The organism is Thalassotalea castellviae (assembly GCF_031846185.1).
Taxonomy (GTDB): domain Bacteria; phylum Pseudomonadota; class Gammaproteobacteria; order Enterobacterales; family Alteromonadaceae; genus Thalassotalea_H; species Thalassotalea_H castellviae.
The window spans coordinates 1-19,589 of record NZ_JAVRIF010000006.1; the positions used below are offsets into that span (position 1 = coordinate 1).

Annotated in this window: 21 protein-coding genes; 8 read left to right on the plus strand and 13 right to left on the minus strand. The window is 38.2% G+C overall.

Going from position 1 to position 19,589, the window contains the following annotated elements:
• The first annotated feature begins 312 nt into the window (after nucleotides 1-312).
• Nucleotides 313-861, plus strand: coding sequence for a gamma carbonic anhydrase family protein (locus tag RM573_RS11560; RefSeq protein ID WP_311581895.1), 549 nt, complete (start codon nucleotides 313-315; stop codon nucleotides 859-861).
• On the opposite strand, the gene RM573_RS11565 is transcribed toward RM573_RS11560, so the two are convergent.
• The 4 genes from RM573_RS11565 to RM573_RS11580 all read right to left on the minus strand — a co-directional run bounded on the left by RM573_RS11565 (nucleotide 858) and on the right by RM573_RS11580 (nucleotide 3,296).
• A complete protein-coding gene (locus RM573_RS11565) occupies nucleotides 858-1,094 on the minus strand; it encodes a hypothetical protein (protein WP_311581898.1) in 237 nt (78 codons plus the stop codon). The two genes, RM573_RS11560 and RM573_RS11565, sit on opposite strands and share 4 nt — an antisense overlap.
• The gene (aroE, locus tag RM573_RS11570; protein WP_311581901.1) at nucleotides 1,091-1,906 is read right to left on the minus strand and encodes a shikimate dehydrogenase; all 816 of its coding nucleotides are present in this window, start codon (nucleotides 1,904-1,906) and stop codon (nucleotides 1,091-1,093) included. The genes RM573_RS11565 and aroE overlap by 4 nt, the downstream gene beginning before the upstream one ends.
• 123 nt (nucleotides 1,907-2,029) lie before the next feature.
• Complete coding sequence (locus RM573_RS11575) at nucleotides 2,030-2,731, minus strand: OmpW/AlkL family protein (RefSeq protein WP_311581904.1); 702 nt, start codon at nucleotides 2,729-2,731, stop codon at nucleotides 2,030-2,032.
• A 196-nt stretch (nucleotides 2,732-2,927) separates the two neighbouring features.
• The gene (locus tag RM573_RS11580) at nucleotides 2,928-3,296 is read right to left on the minus strand and encodes a diacylglycerol kinase (protein WP_311581906.1); all 369 of its coding nucleotides are present in this window, start codon (nucleotides 3,294-3,296) and stop codon (nucleotides 2,928-2,930) included.
• Between the two features lie 112 nt (nucleotides 3,297-3,408).
• Between RM573_RS11580 and RM573_RS11585 the strand changes: the two genes are divergently transcribed.
• Nucleotides 3,409-4,416, plus strand: a complete 1,008-nt coding sequence (locus tag RM573_RS11585; RefSeq protein ID WP_311581909.1) for a GGDEF domain-containing protein — start codon at nucleotides 3,409-3,411, stop codon at nucleotides 4,414-4,416.
• Here RM573_RS11585 and hemF read toward each other — a convergent pair.
• From hemF to RM573_RS11600, 3 genes are all read right to left on the minus strand, one after another.
• Nucleotides 4,383-5,294: an oxygen-dependent coproporphyrinogen oxidase gene (gene hemF, locus RM573_RS11590; RefSeq protein WP_311581911.1), complete on the minus strand. Its 912-nt coding sequence runs from the start codon at nucleotides 5,292-5,294 to the stop codon at nucleotides 4,383-4,385. The two genes, RM573_RS11585 and hemF, sit on opposite strands and share 34 nt — an antisense overlap.
• The gene (tsaC, locus tag RM573_RS11595) at nucleotides 5,291-5,839 is read right to left on the minus strand and encodes an L-threonylcarbamoyladenylate synthase type 1 TsaC (protein WP_311581913.1); all 549 of its coding nucleotides are present in this window, start codon (nucleotides 5,837-5,839) and stop codon (nucleotides 5,291-5,293) included. The genes hemF and tsaC overlap by 4 nt, the downstream gene beginning before the upstream one ends.
• A gap of 114 nt (nucleotides 5,840-5,953) precedes the next feature.
• Nucleotides 5,954-7,588, minus strand: coding sequence for an acyl-CoA synthetase (locus tag RM573_RS11600; RefSeq protein ID WP_311581916.1), 1,635 nt, complete (start codon nucleotides 7,586-7,588; stop codon nucleotides 5,954-5,956).
• A gap of 348 nt (nucleotides 7,589-7,936) precedes the next feature.
• Between RM573_RS11600 and purE the strand changes: the two genes are divergently transcribed.
• Nucleotides 7,937-8,419: a 5-(carboxyamino)imidazole ribonucleotide mutase gene (purE, locus tag RM573_RS11605; RefSeq protein ID WP_311581919.1), complete on the plus strand. Its 483-nt coding sequence runs from the start codon at nucleotides 7,937-7,939 to the stop codon at nucleotides 8,417-8,419.
• A 10-nt stretch (nucleotides 8,420-8,429) separates the two neighbouring features.
• On the plus strand, nucleotides 8,430-9,590 hold the full coding sequence (locus tag RM573_RS11610; RefSeq protein ID WP_311581922.1) for a 5-(carboxyamino)imidazole ribonucleotide synthase: 1,161 nt from the start codon (nucleotides 8,430-8,432) through the stop codon (nucleotides 9,588-9,590).
• Between the two features lie 40 nt (nucleotides 9,591-9,630).
• Here the strand turns inward: RM573_RS11610 and RM573_RS11615 are convergent, their stop codons facing one another.
• From RM573_RS11615 to RM573_RS11630, 4 genes are all read right to left on the minus strand, one after another.
• Nucleotides 9,631-10,188, minus strand: coding sequence for a topoisomerase DNA-binding C4 zinc finger domain-containing protein (locus RM573_RS11615; RefSeq protein WP_311581926.1), 558 nt, complete (start codon nucleotides 10,186-10,188; stop codon nucleotides 9,631-9,633).
• A 176-nt stretch (nucleotides 10,189-10,364) separates the two neighbouring features.
• Nucleotides 10,365-10,838, minus strand: a complete 474-nt coding sequence (locus RM573_RS11620) for a DUF494 family protein (protein ID WP_311581930.1) — start codon at nucleotides 10,836-10,838, stop codon at nucleotides 10,365-10,367.
• 12 nt (nucleotides 10,839-10,850) lie between these two features.
• Nucleotides 10,851-11,939: a DNA-processing protein DprA gene (gene dprA / locus RM573_RS11625; protein ID WP_311581933.1), complete on the minus strand. Its 1,089-nt coding sequence runs from the start codon at nucleotides 11,937-11,939 to the stop codon at nucleotides 10,851-10,853.
• Between the two features lie 123 nt (nucleotides 11,940-12,062).
• The gene (locus RM573_RS11630; protein WP_311581936.1) at nucleotides 12,063-13,151 is read right to left on the minus strand and encodes a LysM peptidoglycan-binding domain-containing protein; all 1,089 of its coding nucleotides are present in this window, start codon (nucleotides 13,149-13,151) and stop codon (nucleotides 12,063-12,065) included.
• A gap of 126 nt (nucleotides 13,152-13,277) precedes the next feature.
• Between RM573_RS11630 and def the strand changes: the two genes are divergently transcribed.
• Genes def through trkA form a run of 4 tightly spaced genes read left to right on the plus strand, consistent with a single transcriptional unit; the run spans nucleotide 13,278 to nucleotide 17,482 of the window.
• A complete protein-coding gene (gene def / locus RM573_RS11635; protein ID WP_311581937.1) occupies nucleotides 13,278-13,793 on the plus strand; it encodes a peptide deformylase in 516 nt (171 codons plus the stop codon).
• A gap of 28 nt (nucleotides 13,794-13,821) precedes the next feature.
• Complete coding sequence (fmt, locus tag RM573_RS11640; protein ID WP_311581940.1) at nucleotides 13,822-14,796, plus strand: methionyl-tRNA formyltransferase; 975 nt, start codon at nucleotides 13,822-13,824, stop codon at nucleotides 14,794-14,796.
• Between the two features lie 4 nt (nucleotides 14,797-14,800).
• Nucleotides 14,801-16,096: a 16S rRNA (cytosine(967)-C(5))-methyltransferase RsmB gene (gene rsmB, locus RM573_RS11645; protein ID WP_311581943.1), complete on the plus strand. Its 1,296-nt coding sequence runs from the start codon at nucleotides 14,801-14,803 to the stop codon at nucleotides 16,094-16,096.
• A 6-nt stretch (nucleotides 16,097-16,102) separates the two neighbouring features.
• Nucleotides 16,103-17,482 (plus strand): Trk system potassium transporter TrkA, encoded by a 1,380-nt coding sequence (gene trkA, locus RM573_RS11650; RefSeq protein WP_311581947.1) that lies wholly within the window; start codon nucleotides 16,103-16,105, stop codon nucleotides 17,480-17,482.
• 19 nt (nucleotides 17,483-17,501) lie between these two features.
• Here the strand turns inward: trkA and RM573_RS11655 are convergent, their stop codons facing one another.
• Both RM573_RS11655 and RM573_RS11660 read right to left on the minus strand, forming a co-directional pair.
• Entirely contained in the window at nucleotides 17,502-18,953 is a 1,452-nt protein-coding gene (locus RM573_RS11655; RefSeq protein ID WP_311581950.1) for a TrkH family potassium uptake protein, read from the minus strand.
• Between the two features lie 18 nt (nucleotides 18,954-18,971).
• Nucleotides 18,972-19,586 carry a YigZ family protein gene (locus RM573_RS11660; protein WP_311581953.1) on the minus strand — a complete coding sequence of 205 codons (615 nt, stop codon included), beginning with the start codon at nucleotides 19,584-19,586 and terminating at the stop codon, nucleotides 18,972-18,974.
• Nucleotides 19,587-19,589 lie beyond the last annotated feature (3 nt).

A 19,589-nucleotide genomic window follows, 5' to 3' on the forward strand; every position in this document is an offset into this window, starting at 1 on the left:
TGCTATCAAACGTGATAACCAAACCAGTTAAAACTCGCTTCTCAGGTCTCCCTGAAGAAGTGGAGCGCATTTTAGGGATTTCTGCGCTCAGGTCAACAACTATTTTCAATTAATTTTTTGTTTGCTTGGTTTTCGTACAAACCCCGTATTAATTGATGTTTATTCATCAATTATTGATAGTTAATTAGCCAAGAGAATACAAATTCTTATATCGTACCTATTTACTTTCTAATAATTCGATTCGCGTTATTTAACGATAAAGCGTACTCTTTTATTCATGATTTAGTTAAAACGTATAGAAAGAGCTCGTTTATGAAAAATAATAACTTAAGATCTTATAAAGGAATTACACCAACTATTGGTCATAATTCTTATGTTGATGAGAGTGCCGTGTTAATTGGCGATATTGTTGTTGGCGCAGAGGTAAGTGTTTGGCCATTGGTTGCAGGAAGAGGTGATGTTAATAAAATACGTATCGGTGATAGAACCAATATACAAGACGGTACTATTTTACATGTAACTCGCAAATCTAGTCATCAACCGGATGGGTTTCCGTTAATTATTGGCGATGATGTTACTGTTGGTCATCAGTGCATGCTACATGGTTGTATATTAGGAAATAGAATTTTAGTCGGTATGGGGGCTATCATTATGGATGGTACTGTCGTTGAGGATGATGTTTTTATTGGTGCTGGAACCGTTGTTCCTCCAAATAAAGTACTACGCAGTGGTTATCTTTATGTCGGCAACCCAATGAAAGAAGCCCGATTACTTAAAGATAAAGAACTGGCATTTTTAAAACAATCTGCGGATAACTATGTTCATTTGAAAAATGAATACTTAGAAGAAGTCGAAAGTTAAGCTTTCATTTGTATATGAATCTCATCCCCCTCTGGTTCATTTTTTTCGAGCCAGAGTTCAGCTACTTCTTCTAAATCAAATTTAGTACAAGCATCTATATTATCTAAGCGTCCTAAAGAAAAAGAATGAAAATATAATGTAATACGTTGTCCTGACATGATGCCAGTAAAGCACCAAGCATTATGAGTTTTGTCAAACGTTAGGTCATCATTAAAGAGTATTGCTTGATTCATTTCGACATTTCCTCTCTCAATGAAGTTAAAACGGGTTGTGTATCCGGTTGAATATTTCGCCATATGGCGAAACTCACTGCAGCTTGACCCACTAACATGCCTAAACCATCTATTAGTTTTGCGGCATTTCGTAACTTTGCTACTTCTAAGAAAGGCGTTAATTCTATTCCGTAAGTCATGTCATAACAGGTTACATTAGATTGTATTACTTGTTCAGAGATAGGAAGTGCTTGCCCATTCAAGCCTGCCGAAGTTGCATTAATAATAACATCGAACTCATAGTTAGTTACTTTTTCGAAAGAACAACAGAAAATAGGCTTTGCGGGATATTGCTGAATAATTGCTTCGGCTTTCGAGACAGTCCGATTAGCAACAACGAGCTGTGTAGGTGATTGTTCTAATAAAGGCAGAATCACCCCTTTTGCAGCCCCACCGGCACCTAACAGTAATATTTTCTTATTCTTTAACGCTACATTATTTGCTAATAAATCATTAACCAAACCATCACCATCGGTTGTATCGCCCAAGATTTCGCCATTTATAAATGACAAGGTATTTACAGCACCAGCTAATTTTGCTCGTTCGGTTAATTTATCGCATAACGCCATCGCCTCTTCTTTAAAAGGAGAAGTAACATTCGCGCCTTTACCACCAATATTGATTAGTTGCTTTACTGCTTGAGAAAACTCACCTATCTCAACATATTCACTTTGATAATTTAAACGCTCTTGGGTTTGCTCAGCGAATTTTTGATGTATAAAGGGAGAACGAGATTGCTTAATAGGGTTTCCGAAAACGCGATATTGATCCATGACGGCTATTTAATAAAAAAGAATAATGGCAGAATATAACAATGATAAGGATAAAAACACAAAAAAGCAGGATTAACTGAATACTAAAGCCTGCTTTTTAGTTATGAGTTATAAGAATTTAACTTAAAATTTATAACCCAGCATTACTGAAAATACCATAGGGTCTACTTCTATATCCGCAGACCCTTTAATTGAATCGCCAATTTTAAAGTTAGCTTCCGTATTGATATCAATATATCGAACAGAGGCATTAACCTGCCACTTGTTGTTAAGTTGATAATCAGCACCTACTTGAGCAGAAAGACCAAAAGAGCCATCTAAGTCTAGATCATTAAAACCTAGTGACTTAGGTGTATCTTTGAATTTTTCGTCAAAAAAAATAGTGTAGTTAACACCAAGACCTATGTAAGGTTTAAAGTTTGAAGCGTTATCAAAATAATATAAAGCACTAACGGTTGGTGGTAAATGAGTCACTTCACCTAAAGTTACACCATCAACATTCGTTCCAAATATTTCTTCAGAAACCCCTTGAGGATCATAAATAGTAACATCATGGGTGAAAGGTGTTGCTGCTAATACTTCTACCGCCCAGTTGCGGTCATAAAAGTAAACGACATTTAAGCCAAGTTGCGTATTGTCATCAACAGCAATAGATAAAGGCGTATTGCCTCCTAATGCTTCAACATAAACACCCGCTTTATCACTATTTGGGTCAACCATAGTTAATCCACCACGAACAACGATATCACCTGCTTTATAATCACTTGCTAATGCTGAAAGTGAAAGAGTTGTTAATACGGCTAAAGTAATAATATTTTTTCTCATCTTAATATCCATAATAAAAGTAAGGTTTAGAATTAAGACGATTGTATAGAGTGTTTACTTTAAAAAATTTGACCTAGCGCAAACTTCGAGACTAATCTCATCTACATTCAACATATTAGCAACGCAATAGCTTAAATAAACAAAAAGCGTGTCATAATTTACAACAATGGAATGAATTTGAAAGAATTGACTAGCGTTATAGCAAAGTGAAAATTTTATAACCCCATACTAAAACAAAATATATTATCGCAACAAAAACAGCTGCAGAGCCTAAGTCTTTTGCACGACCACTTAATTCGTGATGTTCAAGACTAATTCTGTCGACTGCCGCTTCAATGCCAGAATTAAGTAATTCGGCAATCAAAATACCCAAAACTGAAGAGATCAATAAACAAAACTCGATAAAGTCATTGGCTAGATAAAAAGCGCTTGGCAATAAAATAATGAGCAAAAATACTTCTTGTCTAAAAGCTATTTCATATTGATATGCCGCTTTTAATCCCAAAAGACTGTGTTTAATCGCGGGAATAAAACGACCGAGATGCGTTTGTTGTTTAGATGACAAAATAAAACCTAACCTATTTAATAACAACTAAAAATAATGCAATCAAAATTAATTTACATCATAGCTGCTATACTAAAATTTAGATGAAATAACCAAGCAAGATAATATTAGAATGTTAGCAAGAAGTACACTACAGCAACGAATTCTTTGTGTGATGCCTTTACTTTCGGCAGCCGGAATACTGCCGTTAACGATTTATAGATTTATACAAGCAGAATGGGATATGGCACTGTTAGATTTAGCCATTTTCATCCTTATGTGTTTAATCGGTTATTTTGCTTACCATCAAAAACACGTAAGTACTCTTAAAATACTTTTTTGTCTCTTGGCGATTTTTGGTAGTTTATCCACCCTATATTTGAAAGGTGAAAGTCAGTTATTTTGGTGCTATCCAACCATCGCCTTACTTTTTTACTTCTTAACCGTACGCATAGCCGCAATCAGTAGCCTGCTAACATTAATAGGTATAGCGATACTTGCAGCGCCATTATTAACAAATTTAATGCTAGCTACATTTCTAATTACATTAATGATCACCGCCAGTTGCTCTTTAGCTTTTAGTTATGAAACCAGTAAACAAAATGAACAATTAGAAACCTTATCGAAAACCGATCCCTTAACCAAAACCCTAAATAGAAGAGCTTTTACTGAAGTCGCAGAATTGCAAATTAGTAAATATAAACGTAACCCTGTTGCTACAAGTATGATTCTTTTAGATATCGACCACTTCAAAAGTATCAATGATAAGTTTGGTCACAACCAAGGTGATGACGTGTTAATAACCGTCTGTCATTTGATACAGCAAGAGCTAAGAGTAAATGATTACCTTTTTCGTATCGGTGGTGAAGAATTTATTATCTTGCCCTATGCAATTAATCAGGAACAAGCAATTCAATTGGCAATTAAATTAAAGGAATTAATAGAAAAATATTCTTTTATTGAAAATCATCAAGTCACTATTTCATGTGGTGTCGCGGAATATACGAATAAAGAAGAAACATTAAAAGATTGGTATGCCGTTGCCGATAGCGCGTTATATCGAGCAAAATCAACGCGCAATACAGTTTGTCCGGTTAAAGGAACTTGTTATTCTGATAGCCAATCTTGTGCCACTAAATAATCGGTTAACTTCGCTTCTTCCGAACCTTGCTCGGCTTGAAAATTATATTCCCACCTTGCCAAAGGTGGCATAGACATTAATATAGACTCCGTGCGTCCGCCTGACTGCAAACCAAACAAGGTTCCTCGATCAAAAACCAAATTAAATTCAACATAACGGCCACGACGATATAACTGAAATTGACGATGTTGGTCATTATATTCAGTATCTTTTCGCTTATTAATAATCGGCACATAGGCATCAACAAAACCTTGGCCAACGGCTTTGATGTAATTTAAACAAACGTCAAAATCCCACTGATTTAAATCATCAAAGAATAAACCTCCTACACCACGTGTTTCATTACGATGCTTTAAATAAAAATATTCATCACACCATTTTTTATGCTCGGCATAAATATTTTCGCCAAAAGGTAAACATAGATTTTTCGCGGTTTGATGCCAATGTATTACATCTTCCATAAAGGGATAGAAAGGTGTTAAGTCAAAGCCACCACCAAACCACCAAACCGGATCCTCACCTTGTTTTTCGGCGATAAAAAAACGAACATTGGCATGAGAAGTAGGAATAAAGGGATTTTTTGGGTGGATCACTAATGACACACCACAGGCCCGCCAAGTTCTACCAGCAAGTTCAGGGCGATGAGCCGTTGCCGAAGGTGGGAGTTTATCACCTGATACTTCTGAAAAATTAACACCACCTTGCTCAATGACCGTGCCATTGGTTAATACTCTTGTTCTGCCACCGCCACCTTCAGCACGAGTCCAATTATCTTCGACAAATTTTCCACTGCCATCAGCAGACTCCAGCGCTTGACAAATATTGTCTTGTAATTGCTTTAAAAACTCGATGACTTGATTAAAATTCACTTGGCTCATGCGCGAAATTGCTCTCCGGTTAAAGCATCAATAATAGTTGATGGTTGGGTGTATCCTAGGGTTTGCCCTTTAATAATAAAATCTATTTTATCTATTAACTGATTTGATAATGACTGCCAAGTTCGCGCAGGTAATTCTCCTGATAAATTCGCACTCGTTGAAACAATGGGTTTATTTACCTGATTACATAAGGCGACTACATCTGGCTGGCTAGTAAGTCGTACTGCAATAGTGTCAAACTTACCGGTTAATAAAGCATGGCAATTTTTATTTTTCGGGACAACTTGCGTAATACCATCTGGCCACCTAGAAAGCACAGTAAAGCGCTTATCTTGTGGAATTTTGGCGTCATCAATATAAGGCAATAATTGAGAATAGTTTGCCGCTAATAAAATCAGTCCTTTGTCAGCAGAGCGATTTTTTAAACGCAATAGTTTTTCAATCGCGTCAATATTATCAGGATCACAACCTAGACCAAAAACGGCTTCGGTTGGGTATGCGATAATGCCACCATTTAAAAAGGTCTCTACTGCTGTTAACGTCATAATAAAAAGTTACTAAAATTAAATTAACAGGGATTATACGGAGTTTTTATCTTAGTTGCCTACTGAAAAACACGTCGTTTTGCCATTAAAACCATAGTTTTTATTCTGGTTAGCTTAATCCCCAAACAACTCTTTGACTTTCGCCCGTAAGATAAACTTTTGAATTTTGCCGGTAGACGTTTTGGGTAATTCACTGAAAACGATTGTTTTTGGCACTTTGAAGTTTGCCATATGTTCCCGACAAAAAGTGATGATCTCAGATTCTGTCACATTTTTTCCTGCTTTTACGCTAACAAAAGCACAGGGTGTTTCTCCCCACTTTTCATCTTTTTTCGCTACAACTGCAGCTTCTAAAATAGCTGAATGTTGATACAGCACACTTTCAATTTCTACGGACGAAATATTTTCACCACCTGAAATAATAATATCTTTAGAACGATCACGAATTTCAATAAATCCATCAGGGTGTTTTACCGCTAAATCACCGGAGTGAAACCAGCCCCCTTTAAATGATTCCATCGTAGTAGTGTCATTTTTTAGATAACCTTTCATGGTGGTATTACCGCGAAACATAATTTCACCAATGGTTTCGGCATCAGCTGGCACGACTTTCATTGTATCTGGGTCTAAAACATCGACATTTTCTTGAGTTGGATAACGCACACCTTGCCTTGCTTTTAATGCCGCCCGCTCATCGTCATTACGCTGATCCCACTCTGCTTTCCACTCACTTACTACGCATGGTCCATAAACTTCGGTTAAACCATAGCTTTGCGTAATATCAAAACCTCGAGATTCCATGCCTTTGATCACCGTCGCTGGTGGTGGAGCACCCGCTGTCATAATACTAATACCGCGTGGCACTTTATCTAATAATTCAGTCTCGGCATTTAAAATCATATTTAAAACAATAGGAGCCCCACAAAAATGGCTCACTTGATGATCGATTAAACTATTTACAATGGCGTTCACTTCGACCTGTCGTAAACAAACTTGTGTTCCACCCATAGCAACTATCGTCCAAGGAAAACACCAGCCATTACAATGAAACATAGGTAGTGTCCATAAATACACCGACTGATTATTGATCGGCCAAATCATATTATTGCCCACTGCATTTAAATACGCACCTCGGTGAGAATACACCACGCCTTTAGGATTGCCAGTAGTGCCTGAAGTGTAATTTAGCGCTAAACTTTGCCATTCATCGACAATAAAATTGCCTTGATAATTTTCATCTCCTTCAGCTAATAATGCTTGATATTCAATGTCACCGATACATTCAGCCTCTTCACATTCAACATCATCGTCGATATCTATCACCAGAGGTTTACGTGAACACAAGGCTAAAGCTTTTTTTACCACTGGCGCAAATGCGGTATCCGTAAGTAAAATATCGCACTCACCATGATCTAAAATAAAAGCAATCGCTAGTGCGTCTAAACGAATATTAATAGAATTAAGCACGGCTCCCGTTAATGGCACGCCGTAATGAGCATCTAAAAATGCCGGAATATTAGCGGCAATAATGCTAACAGTATCTCCCGGTTTTACTCCTCGTTGCACTAGAGCTGAAGCTAAACGACGAACATTATTTCGATATTGTCGATAGGTGATTTTTTGCTCGCCATGAATAATAGCCACTTTTTCTGGGTAGACATCAGCAGTTCGATTTAAAAAATTGATTGGAGTTAACGGCTGGCTATTTGCAGCTACCTTGTCTAGCCCTTGATTATAGATATTACTCATAACTCAACCTCACTATTTTGGCGTTATGGCCTTGGAAACCATAATTTAAGATATGGTTATTTTACGTACATTAAAATTTTTACCTATCCTCCTTTGGTCTAATAGTGTCGACAATTATTAAACTGCTTTTATAAATACTGCTGATAACTACATTAACTAACCAATATTGTCTACAACATAACTATTTTGCTTTTTTATATTCAAATAATCTTATTTTAGTCGTCGTTTTTATAGACAAATTGCCGCAACATATTTCCGTATTAAAGCAAACAAAGGTATAATGCGCGGCTTATTTTTGGTGATGTTTAGATCACAGCTAACGGCATTTAAACTACAAGGTGATAAATCATGAAAGTCGGTATAATTATGGGGTCAAAGTCAGATTGGCCAACAATGCAACACGCAGCAGATATGCTTGATTTATTAAAAGTTCCTTATGAAACAAAAGTTGTATCGGCACATAGAACACCTCATTTACTTGCTGAATATTCTGAAACAGCCAAAGAGCGTGGCATTTCCGTAATTATTGCTGGTGCTGGCGGCGCAGCACATTTACCAGGCATGGCAGCGGCTTTTACTCCACTCCCTGTTTTAGGCGTACCCGTACAATCAAAAGCACTAAATGGCCAAGACTCTCTACTTTCAATTGTACAAATGCCAAAAGGCATCGCAGTTGGTACTTTAGCTATTGGCACTGCTGGTGCTGCCAATGCAGGTTTATTAGCTGCTCAAATTATTGGTACGCATAAGCCAGAAATTATGGCTAATATTGAAGCGTTTAGAAAAGAACAAACAGAAACTATTTTAAATAACCCGAATCCCGCTGAATAGGTTTATTACAATGAAAAAAGTGTTGGTATTAGGTGCAGGACAATTAGCTCGTATGATGGATTTAGCGGGTGCACCGTTAGGTATGGACATTAAAGCGTTTGATGTGAGAACAAATAAGGTTGTTCATCCTGTTGATCCCGAGCACATTTATGGTGATTTACAAAGTGGTATTGCACAATGTGATGTAATTACCGCGGAATTTGAACACGTTGCTCATAACACGTTAAATGAATGTGAAAAGAGTGGAAAATTATTTCCAAGCAGTGATGCAATAAAAATTGGCGGTGATCGTCGGCTTGAAAAAGCACTTCTTGAGTCATGTAAAGTAGCAAACGCAAAACATGTAGTAATAGCCACGAAAGCTGATTTTGATCAGGCACTTAAGCAACTTGCATTACCAATAATTTTCAAAAGTGCTCTAGAAGGATACGATGGTAAAGGCCAATGGCGTTTAAAATCGCTCGAGCAAGCTGATGCTATTTGGCAAGAGATGGAAGCATTTATCGCCAACGCAACATCTTCTGTTGCCCAAGGCATTGTGGCAGAGCAAATGGTACCTTTCGATCGAGAAGTATCTTTAGTTGGTGCACGAAATACTCATGGCGAAATAGCGGTTTATCCGTTAACTGAAAACCATCATACCAATGGTATTTTGAGCGTTTCAGTAGCTGCGCCAAGCGAGGCAAGTCTTCAATCGAATGCAGCTGAAGTTTTTAAAAAAATTGCTGAACAATTAAATTATGTTGGGGTCCTTGCAATAGAGTTTTTCCAAGTAGGCGAGGAGTTATTAGTCAATGAAATTGCGCCAAGGGTGCATAATTCAGGGCATTGGACACAACAAGGTGCTGATACATGCCAATTTGAAAACCACCTTCGCGCTATTTGTGGCCTACCTTTAGGCGGCACACAATTAATTCGTCCTACCGCGATGGTCAATGTTATTGGTGAAGACGATATTTCAGATGAAATTTATTCTATACCGAGTGTTGCAATGCATTGGTATGATAAAGCAAAGCGTGATGGTCGAAAAATGGCTCATATCAACCTTTGTGGTAAAGACGAAGTTGAGTTAGCTGAGCGATTGGTTCAATTATCCTCGCTATTAAAGCAAGAATCTTTTCCTGATTTAGACAGTTTTGCCAAACGTTATCTAGCGAAAGTGTCTCAATAAGTCATCAAATCGCAACATAAAGGCAGTGATCTTATTGTCTTTATGTTTCTTGAAAATGACCACATTTTTTCTGCGCACATTGTAGTTTCTCGCCAGCAGACATATTTCTTTTCAATAACAACTCAAAACCACATTTTTGACAAGCTCCAGCCACAGGTGGATGATTAACAATAAATTTGCACTTTGGATAATTATCACAAGAATAAAATATTTTACCGTAGCGACTAGTGCGTTCAATTAATTCGCCTTTCTGACACTTAGGACAATTAACGCCAGCATCTTCATGGTGGTTTTGGTCTTCAATATGATGACACTCAGGAAAATTGCTACAACCGATAAACATGCCATATCGACCTTGTTTAACCGCAAGTTCGTGGCCACATTTAGGACACTCACTCCCTGCCAAAATTTGATCTTCAACTTTTTCATGTTCAACAATTGGGCGAGTGAAAGCGCAGGCTGGATAGGAAACACATCCCCAAAAAGCACCTGATTTACCATGTTTGATCGTTAATTCACTGCCGCACTCAGGACAAGGCTCATTCGCTTTATCAAGCGCATGTTCATGATGTGAAAACATTGAATCGTCGTTTGACATGAAATATCTATTTAAGTGGTATTGAATAAGAATGATTATCGCACAAAAAAACTATGCTGTGTAAATATAGCTGTAATACAAAAAACGCTCTCGGTAAACCAAGAGCGTTGTAGGTGCATTTTTACAAAAGACGAAATCAATTTGATCTCTATTGATTACTCATATGAGAGAACCCGTTAGTGAAGCGGTCCTTCTTGCTCATCAAAAATTAAATCTTCCATTTGTGAATAGGCAGATTCTTTACCAGGGACATTAAATAACACCATTAATACCACCCATTTTAAATCATCAATAGTGAAGTACTTGGTATCAAGCTCCATCACTCTATCGATCACCATTTCACGCGTCGTAAAGTCAAGCACATTTACTTGTTCTAGAAACATTAAAAAACCACGGCATTCTTGGTCAAGTATTTGACTTTCATCTTCGGTGTAAATACGAAATGAACGACTTGCTTCACGCGAAAAATACGGATAGCTGTCGGTGTCTTGCAAAGCGGCTAATTTCTCTAACCAAGCAAGTGCTTTATATATTTCATCTTGGTGAAAGCCGGCCCGTGTTAGTTCATCAGTGAGTATGTCGTGGTCTACCATTACCTCGGCTTCACTATGAATATAGTTTTCAAAAAGGTACATCAAGATATCAAACATATTTAGCCCCTATTAATTTTTAAGGTAGCCCCCTGGCACCGCAGACACCAGACCTCTAAGCTCAAGCATTGTTAATCGGGTTAGCACTACGTCTGTGGGTAGTTTACTCCGAGAAACCACCGTATCTACGGGAGTGATTTCATATCCCACACTAGCTAACAATGAATCGTTAAACAAGTCCTGATCACAACTTTTTTTTGACTCTTTTTCTTTCTCTTTGTTTCTACTCTGCTTTAATCTTAAGTCTAGACTATTTTTTGAATCAAAGCTTACTTCTTCCATTATATCGGCAAGTTCCTCAACTAATTTAGCCCCTTGTTTAATTAACCAATGACAGCCTTTAATTTGCGGATTATTTATATTGCCAGGTACAGCAAAAACATCTCGATTTTGTTCCAGCGCAAAACGAGCGGTAATTAACGAGCCACTTCTCATAGCGGCCTCAATAATCAATACCCCTGCTGACATACCACTGATAATACGATTTCGCTTTGGAAAGTGTCCAGATTTTGGTGGCGTATTGGGGAGAAATTCACTGACAATTGCCCCGCCATTTTCTATGATTTTTTTGACTAAACTTTTATGGCGAGCCGGATAACAAAGGTCAATACCGGTAGCAATTACCGCAATAGTTGCTGATTGGTTATCAACCGCTCCTTTATGAGCATGCGCATCAACGCCTAACGCCAAGCCACTTGTGACCACAATATCTTGCTCAGATAATTCGTGGGCAAATTGATAAGCCGTTTCTCGACCATGCACACTGACATTACGACTGCCAACAATCGCGAGTTGAGGATGGTTTAACACCTTACTATCCCCTTTGACAAACAGCACCAAAGGCGGATCATAAATTTCTTTTAATTTCTGTGGATAATCCGCATGATCGAAGGGAATTACCTTTCCGGCAAGTGACTTTACACGTTCAATTATGCTGTCTATTTTTTGCCAATCAGGTGAGATTAATGCTTGATATTGTTTCTCTGAAAGCCCGATTTTAATTTGAGGCGGTGGTTGAGTAAATAAATCAATTAATGAAAATTGTTGAACAAGCGCTAATTTTTTATGGATGGCGAGTCGAGGAATAAACTTTAAAGCCAACCAAAACCGCACATTATTTGTAAGGTTTGGTTGGCTTAATGCTTTGCTTTATGTGCAGCTTCATCCTGAGGTTGCATCTGTTTTCTCCCTAAAACAGTTCAATACTATGTATGATAAGACTTTTTATGGCGCAGTTACCCAATCTTGTAACCTTAATGGCTTTTCAGAATTTAAAATAATTGCCATACTGACTTGGTCAAACACTTTAAAAACCATCAATTTACCAATGGCTTCTTTTGGCATTTGATAATCAGATTCCGCTTCATTCGCCATTCTATTCCAACGCGATGCATCAGCAGTATAAACAGGGCCATCATTGGTTTCGACAACACCAGGGCTTAATCGTTTTACGGATAAAACATCACCTTGTTTAACGCCATGGCTATTGCCTTGGTCAATAAAAACCACTTCAAGCTTGCCAAATTCTCGCATGCCATTTGATGCTTTAATGATTTCACCTTGAACATCATTATTTGCTGCTTGCATGGTAAAAAATGAAGGTAACATTTGCCCTTCATTTACTGGTTTAACAATATCGCCAGCACGAATTTCTCTTAAAGCACCCTCAACATAAATTGTAGCCGGTGTTTTACTGGCTTTATCACCTTGGCGAATAGCTTTACCTGTGCCAACTAAACGAGCATGATAACCAATAATTTCTTCAGTAGACGGGGACAAAATAGCTTCAGATTTTTGATAAACACCATAAGACTTACCTACCGCTAAGTCGCCGTTAACATATAGCTTCACGCCATCAACACTTGATTTATATCCTTCATCACTGCCTAATATATACGGACCAGATTCAATGTCTTCTCCAGACAATACCGTGTCATATTTTACAAAAGGTGATAATACATTCAGCGAAATGGTTTCCACCGGATTTTGATCTTTAAGTGAGGTACGAACTTTAGGAGACCACTTTAATGCTGGCTTTCCTTTCACCAACATTGGTCGACCTTGTGCATCATAAACAAGATTCAGTTCTTCACCCGGATAAATTAAATGAGGATTCTCAATGTCAGGATTAATTCTCCATAATTTTGGCCATAACCAAGGTTGCTGTAAAAATTTTGCTGAAATGTCCCAAAGCGTATCGCCTTTTTTTACGACATAAGACGTTGGTGCATTTTTCGCTAATTTAAGCTCATCGGCTATAACACTCAACGGCAAAATTAAACAAAGTATCGTTAAAATTATCCTTTTTAGCATATTTATCCGCCTATTCTTCTTTCAATTAACCTAAAGTAACGTAAAGCACTAGGATTAATTATATTTAATGGCTAAAATTGAAACATAACACTCTATGCGAAATTTCGCGAATTCTTTTGAAAAATTATGGCTATATTAGACGTTTTACGATTTCCAGATGAAAGACTTCGAACTAAAGCAGCGCCAGTTGCCGAAGTAAATGAAGATATTAAAAACATTGTTGCTGACATGTTTGAAACTATGTACGCAGAAAATGGTGTTGGCTTAGCGGCAACACAGGTAAATATTCACCAACGAATTGTGGTAATTGATGTTTCCGAAGACAAAGAACAATCTTACGTATTGATTAATCCTGAAATTATCAAGAAAAATGATGAAATCATGATTAACGAGGAAGGTTGTTTGTCGGTGCCAAGCAATTATGCAAAGGTTGAGCGCCACACAGAAGTCTCGGTAAGAGCACTTGATATCAATGGCGAAGTATTTGAACTAGACGCAACGGAATTATTATCTATCTGTATTCAACATGAGTTGGATCATCTTGATGGCGTTCTCTTTGTGGATTATTTATCACCACTAAAACGTAAACGTATTCAAACCAAATTAGAAAAAGAAGCTCGTTTAGCAAAAGCTGGCGCTTAATCACTGTTATTAAGAATAGAATCTACCTATGTCACAACCTTTAAATATTATTTTTGCCGGCACCCCTGATTTTGCCGCCAAGCATTTAGCTGCACTGATCAACTCTCACCACAATGTTATTGCGGTTTATTGCCCACCGGATAAACCATCGGGTCGAGGAAAAAAGCTCACAGCCTGTGCAACTAAGCTTTTAGCGATCGAAAACAATATTCCGGTTGAGCAACCTCAACACTTTAAAGAAAGTGAAAATCAAGCAACATTGATCAATTACCAAGCTGACATCATGGTGGTTGTGGCCTATGGTTTGTTGCTACCTAAAGTCATTTTAGACGCACCACGACTTGGCTGCATTAATGTTCATGGTTCTATCTTACCGCAATGGCGCGGCGCGGCTCCTATTCAACGCGCGGTTGAAGCCGGCGATTTAGAAACGGGTGTCACCATTATGCAAATGGATGAAGGTCTTGATACAGGCGATATGATTTTAAAAGCGACGTGTGAAATTAGCCCACAAGATACCAGTGCCAGTATTTATGATAAATTGTCGGCATTAGGCCCTCAAGCATTAATCGAAACTTTACAATTAATGGCGGAAAGTAAACATCAGGCTGAACCGCAAAATAATGCGTTAGCGAGCTATGCAGCTAAACTCCATAAAGATGAGGCAGAATTAGACTGGCAATTACCGGCAAAAACCTTGCATCAAAAGCTCCGCGCCTATATTCCTTGGCCTGTCGCTCAGTTTACTTTTACCGATGACAAACAAAAACAACACCGTATTCGCACTTGGCAAGCCAGTGTTGTTGAAGGTAACTTTAGTGAAGCTGCCGGTACAATACTTCATGTTGATAAAACAGGTGTTACCATAGCGACAGGTGAGCAAGCGTTAAAATTAGAAATTTTGCAGTTACCGGGCAAAAAAGCACTTCCGTTTAGTGACCTATTAAATGGTCGCGCAGAATGGTTTCAAAAAGGTCAATCTATTAACGGTTTAGGTAAATAACACTATGGCTACAAATGTAAGAGCCCTAGCCGCTAAATGTACATATGCTGTAATTGATAAAGGCCGAAGCCTTGCTGATGAATTACCTGCACTACAAGAAAAAGTTATAGGTAAAGACAAAGGGTTATTACAAGAGCTATGTTATGGCGTGTTGCGATACTTGCCAGAGTTAGAGCATGAAGTAAGGCAACTAATACAAAAGCCATTAGTGGCGAAACAACGAGCTGTGCATTTTTTACTGTTAGTGGGTATTTATCAAATAAAATATACCCGCATTCCAGATCATGCGGCTGTCAGCGAAACTGTAGCTGCCACTAAACCGTTAAAACATCAGCATTTAAAAGCTCTAGTCAATGGCATCTTGCGAAACTTTCAGCGTAAAACAACTGACAATGATGAAAAATTGCCTGTTGCGATACAATACAATCACCCAAGCTGGTTTATTAAGAAAATACAAAATGCCTACCCAGACGATTGGCCAGCGGTTTTAAATGCCAACCAAGAAAAACCACCTATGTGGCTTAGAGTCAATCAACAGCATCATACTATTGAACAATATTTGGAATTATTAGCAAAGGCTGATATTGAAGTAGCGAGTGTTGATGAGTTTTCTGGAGCAATAAAGCTCGCACAAGCAACAGATGTTAACAATTTACCCGGGTTTGAGTTAGGTCATGTTTCTGTGCAAGATGGCGCTGCTCAACAAGCGGCGGTACTTTTAGATTGCCAACCTCATGATAACGTACTTGATTGCTGTGCAGCACCTGGTGGAAAAACCTGTCATATTTTAGAACTTCGCCCGTCGATAAATGCAATGACCGCCATTGATATTGAAGAAAAACGCTTATTACGTGTGAAAGACAATTTAGCTCGATTAAACCTATCAGCAAATGTTATTGCCGCCGATGCGTCTAAACCTGAGTTATGGTGGGACAAACAAGCATATGATCGCATACTTCTTGATGCACCTTGTTCGGGTACCGGAGTGATCAGGCGTCATCCGGATATAAAATGGTTAAGAAAATCAACCGATATTGAAGCCCTGACGATATTACAACAACAAATATTGAAAAATATATGGCCATTACTTAAACCCGGTGGTACTTTGCTTTATGTTACTTGCAGTATTTTACCTGAAGAAAACTGTGAACAAATTCAGCAGTTTATTTCAAAAAATTCTGATGCAGAGCTGATAGCAATAGACAATACTCAACAGAAAATAGGCTGGCAAATTTTACCCAATGAGCAGTCTATGGATGGTTTTTATTACGCTAAGTTAAAAAAGAAAAATAACGGATAGCATCCAATGAAAATAGTCATAATTGGCGCAGGACAAGTTGGTGGTACACTCGCTGAGAATTTAGTGGGTGAAAAGAACGACATCTCATTAATTGATACCAACGCAGAAATACTGCGAGAATTACAAGATAAAATGGATTTGCAAGTTGTTGTTGGTCAAGGCTCTCATCCCGATGTGCTAAAGCAAGCTGGTGCTGAGGATGCCGAACTTATTGTTGCCGTTACCAGTGACGATGCAACGAACATGATCGCCTGCCAAGTATGTTATTCATTGTTTAACACCGCGACTAAAATTGCCCGAATTCGTTCCGCTAAAATTTTGAAATATCAAGATGAGCTTTTCCAGCCCAACAATATTCCTGTAGATCACGTTATTGCTCCAGAAGAATTAGTGACTCGTGATATCGCCAGACTTATCGATTATCCTGGTGCATTGCAAGTATTAGAATTTGCCAAAGGTAAAGTCAGTTTAGTTGCCGTAAAAGCTTATTATGGCGGATTATTAGTTGGTCATGCCCTATCAACCCTGCGTGAACATATTCCTAATGTCGACACACGTGTTGCGGCTATTTATCGTAACGGCAAGCCTATTCGCCCACTCGGCACAACCGTGATTGAAGCAGATGATGAAGTATTTTTCATTGCGGCTACCATTCACATTCGTGCCGTGATGAACGAACTTCAAAAGCTTGAACCCGCATACAAACGCATCATGATCGCAGGCGGTGGTAATATCGGCGCAGGCTTAGCTCGTCTATTAGAAAAAAACCATCAAGTTAAACTGATTGAACACACAGCAAAACGTGCTGCTTATTTAGCTTCAGAGTTAAACGATACGTTAGTCTTTGTTGGTGATTCATCCGATCAAGAGCTATTAATGGAAGAACATGTTGATCAGTTTGATGTTTTTATTGCAGTCACAAATGATGACGAAGCCAATATTATGTCATCTTTATTGGCAAAGCGCTTAGGTGTTCGAAAAGCCATGGTATTGATACAACGCAGCGCCTACATAGATTTAGTACATGGCAGTAATATAGATATTGCGGTTTCCCCTCAACACGCGACAATTTCGGCGCTATTAACACATGTGCGAAAAGGAAGTATTAATAATGTTTATAGTTTACGAGGTGGGGCTGCAGAAGCGATTGAAATTGTAGCGAAAGGGAACGAGAACTCCTCAAAAGTTATAGGCAGAACCATTGCTTCATTAAAATTACCTCCAGGTACCACTATTGGAGCGATAGTTCGTGATGAAGAAGTGATCATTGCTCATTCGCATACTGAAATTTTAGCTGAAGATCATGTTATTTTATTTTTAGTCAATAAAAAATATATCACCGATGTTGAACGATTATTTTATGTAGACCCGTTAAAATTTTTTTAATTTTTCAAGATAATCAGAATTAAGAACGCCAAAACGCTGGTGTAAACAACACCAGCAAGGTAAAGATTTCTAACCGACCAAATAACATCGCTAAAATTAGCACCCATTTACTTGAATCACCAAGGTTAGCAAAGTTAGCAGCGACTTCTCCTAAGCCAGGTCCTAAGTTATTTAAGCAAGCAGCAACAGCGGTAAAAGCAGTTATATCATCTACGCCTGCCGCTAATAATGCCAACATACAAAGCACAAACACGGCAGCATAAGCAGAGAAAAAGCCCCAAATCGCTTCAACTACTCGATTTGGTAAGGCTTTATTACCTAATTTAATGGTAAAAATAGCTTTCGGGTGAACGAGTTTATTTAGCTCACGCAAACCTTGTAAATATAATAAAACCACGCGGACAACTTTCATACCGCCGCCTGTACTCCCTGCACAACCACCAATAAAGCTAGAAAAAATTAATAATATGGGTAATAACGTTGGCCACTCTGAAAAAGATGTGGTGGCAAAGCCTGCTGTGGTACTAATTGACACGGATTGAAACAAGGCTTGATCAAAGGCTTCAAATCCACTTTCGTAGATCCCTGCCGACATTAATACCGTAAAGCAAAGTAAAGTCAGTGCTAACTGAATATAAAGAAATGCTTTAAATTCAGGATCATAAAAATAAGCACGTAGTGATTTACTGTGTACTACCGCAAAATGCAGAGCAAAGTTAACTCCAGAGATAAGTAAGAAAAGTACACAAACGAAATTGATCAATGGGCTGTCGAAATACCCCATACTTAAATCATGTGTAGAAAACCCACCAATGGCAATTGTAGAAAAAGCATGGCAAATCGCGTCAAATAAATTCATCCCTGCTAACCAATAACTGATTGAACAAGCAACCGTTAACGATAAATATATAAACCAAAGGTGCTTCGCGGTATCGGCTATACGAGGCGTCATTTTTGAGTCTTTAACTGGACCTGGAGTTTCAGCACGATATAACTGCATGCCACCAACGCCTAGCATAGGAAGAACCGCAACCGCTAAAACAATAATCCCCATGCCACCCAACCATTGTAGTTGTTGTCGATACCACAACACTGCATGCGGAAGCCCGTCAATTTTAGTGAGTATCGTAGCCCCTGTTGTTGTTAAACCTGAAAATGACTCAAAAAAAGCATCGGCAACTGTCAAGTTAGGTTGTTCTAATAACATCAAAGGTACGGCTGAGAAACTGGCTAATACTGTCCAAAACAGAACGACAATTAAAAAGCCTTCTCTAGCCCTCAAGTCACTTTTTTCATCTCGATTGGGATACCAAGCAAATAACCCAGCGATTAAACAGAAAACAAATGACATTAAAAATGAAACACCGCCGCCATCACGATAAATTAATGAAATAAATGCAGGAGGAAGCATGGTGACACTGAGTATGGCCACTAACAGTCCTAAAATGCGGATAATATTTTTATATTGCACGACTATTATTACTTCTTATTATTCATGTGACTTTAAAATTAATTGGCCAGAAGACAACGTTTGTAATTGTTCTTTTAATAACGGTAAATTTTCTTCAGGAATAGCTAAAGTTAATGCAACATCTTCTTGAAAACATTGTTCAATAACTTCACCACCTATAGTATTAAGTAAATGTAGCACATCATTCACTTGAGTATACTGACACGCTAACGTTTTCTGTACCATAGGAATTTTAGTTTTTGTTTTTAATAACGTTAATGCTTGTCTTACACTCCCCCCATAAGCTCTTTGCAGTCCGCCAGTCCCTAATTTAATTCCACCAAAATAACGAACCACCACGGCACAAACTTCGCCGATGCCACTACCTTGCAAAACATTTAGCATAGGACGACCGGCAGTGCCTGAGGGCTCTCCATCATCTGAAAACCCATAACATTGACTATTTTTTGGATGCGAACTGACAAACGCATAACAGTGATGTCGTGCTTGAGGATGTAATTCAATGATTTTTTTTAAGAACGTTTTAGCGGCTTCATTAGAAGCGCAAGGTGATAGATAACAAATAAATCGACTTTTATTGATAATTGTTTCATCTATCACTTCACTTGCTGCTATTTGATAAGTTTGTGACACGTT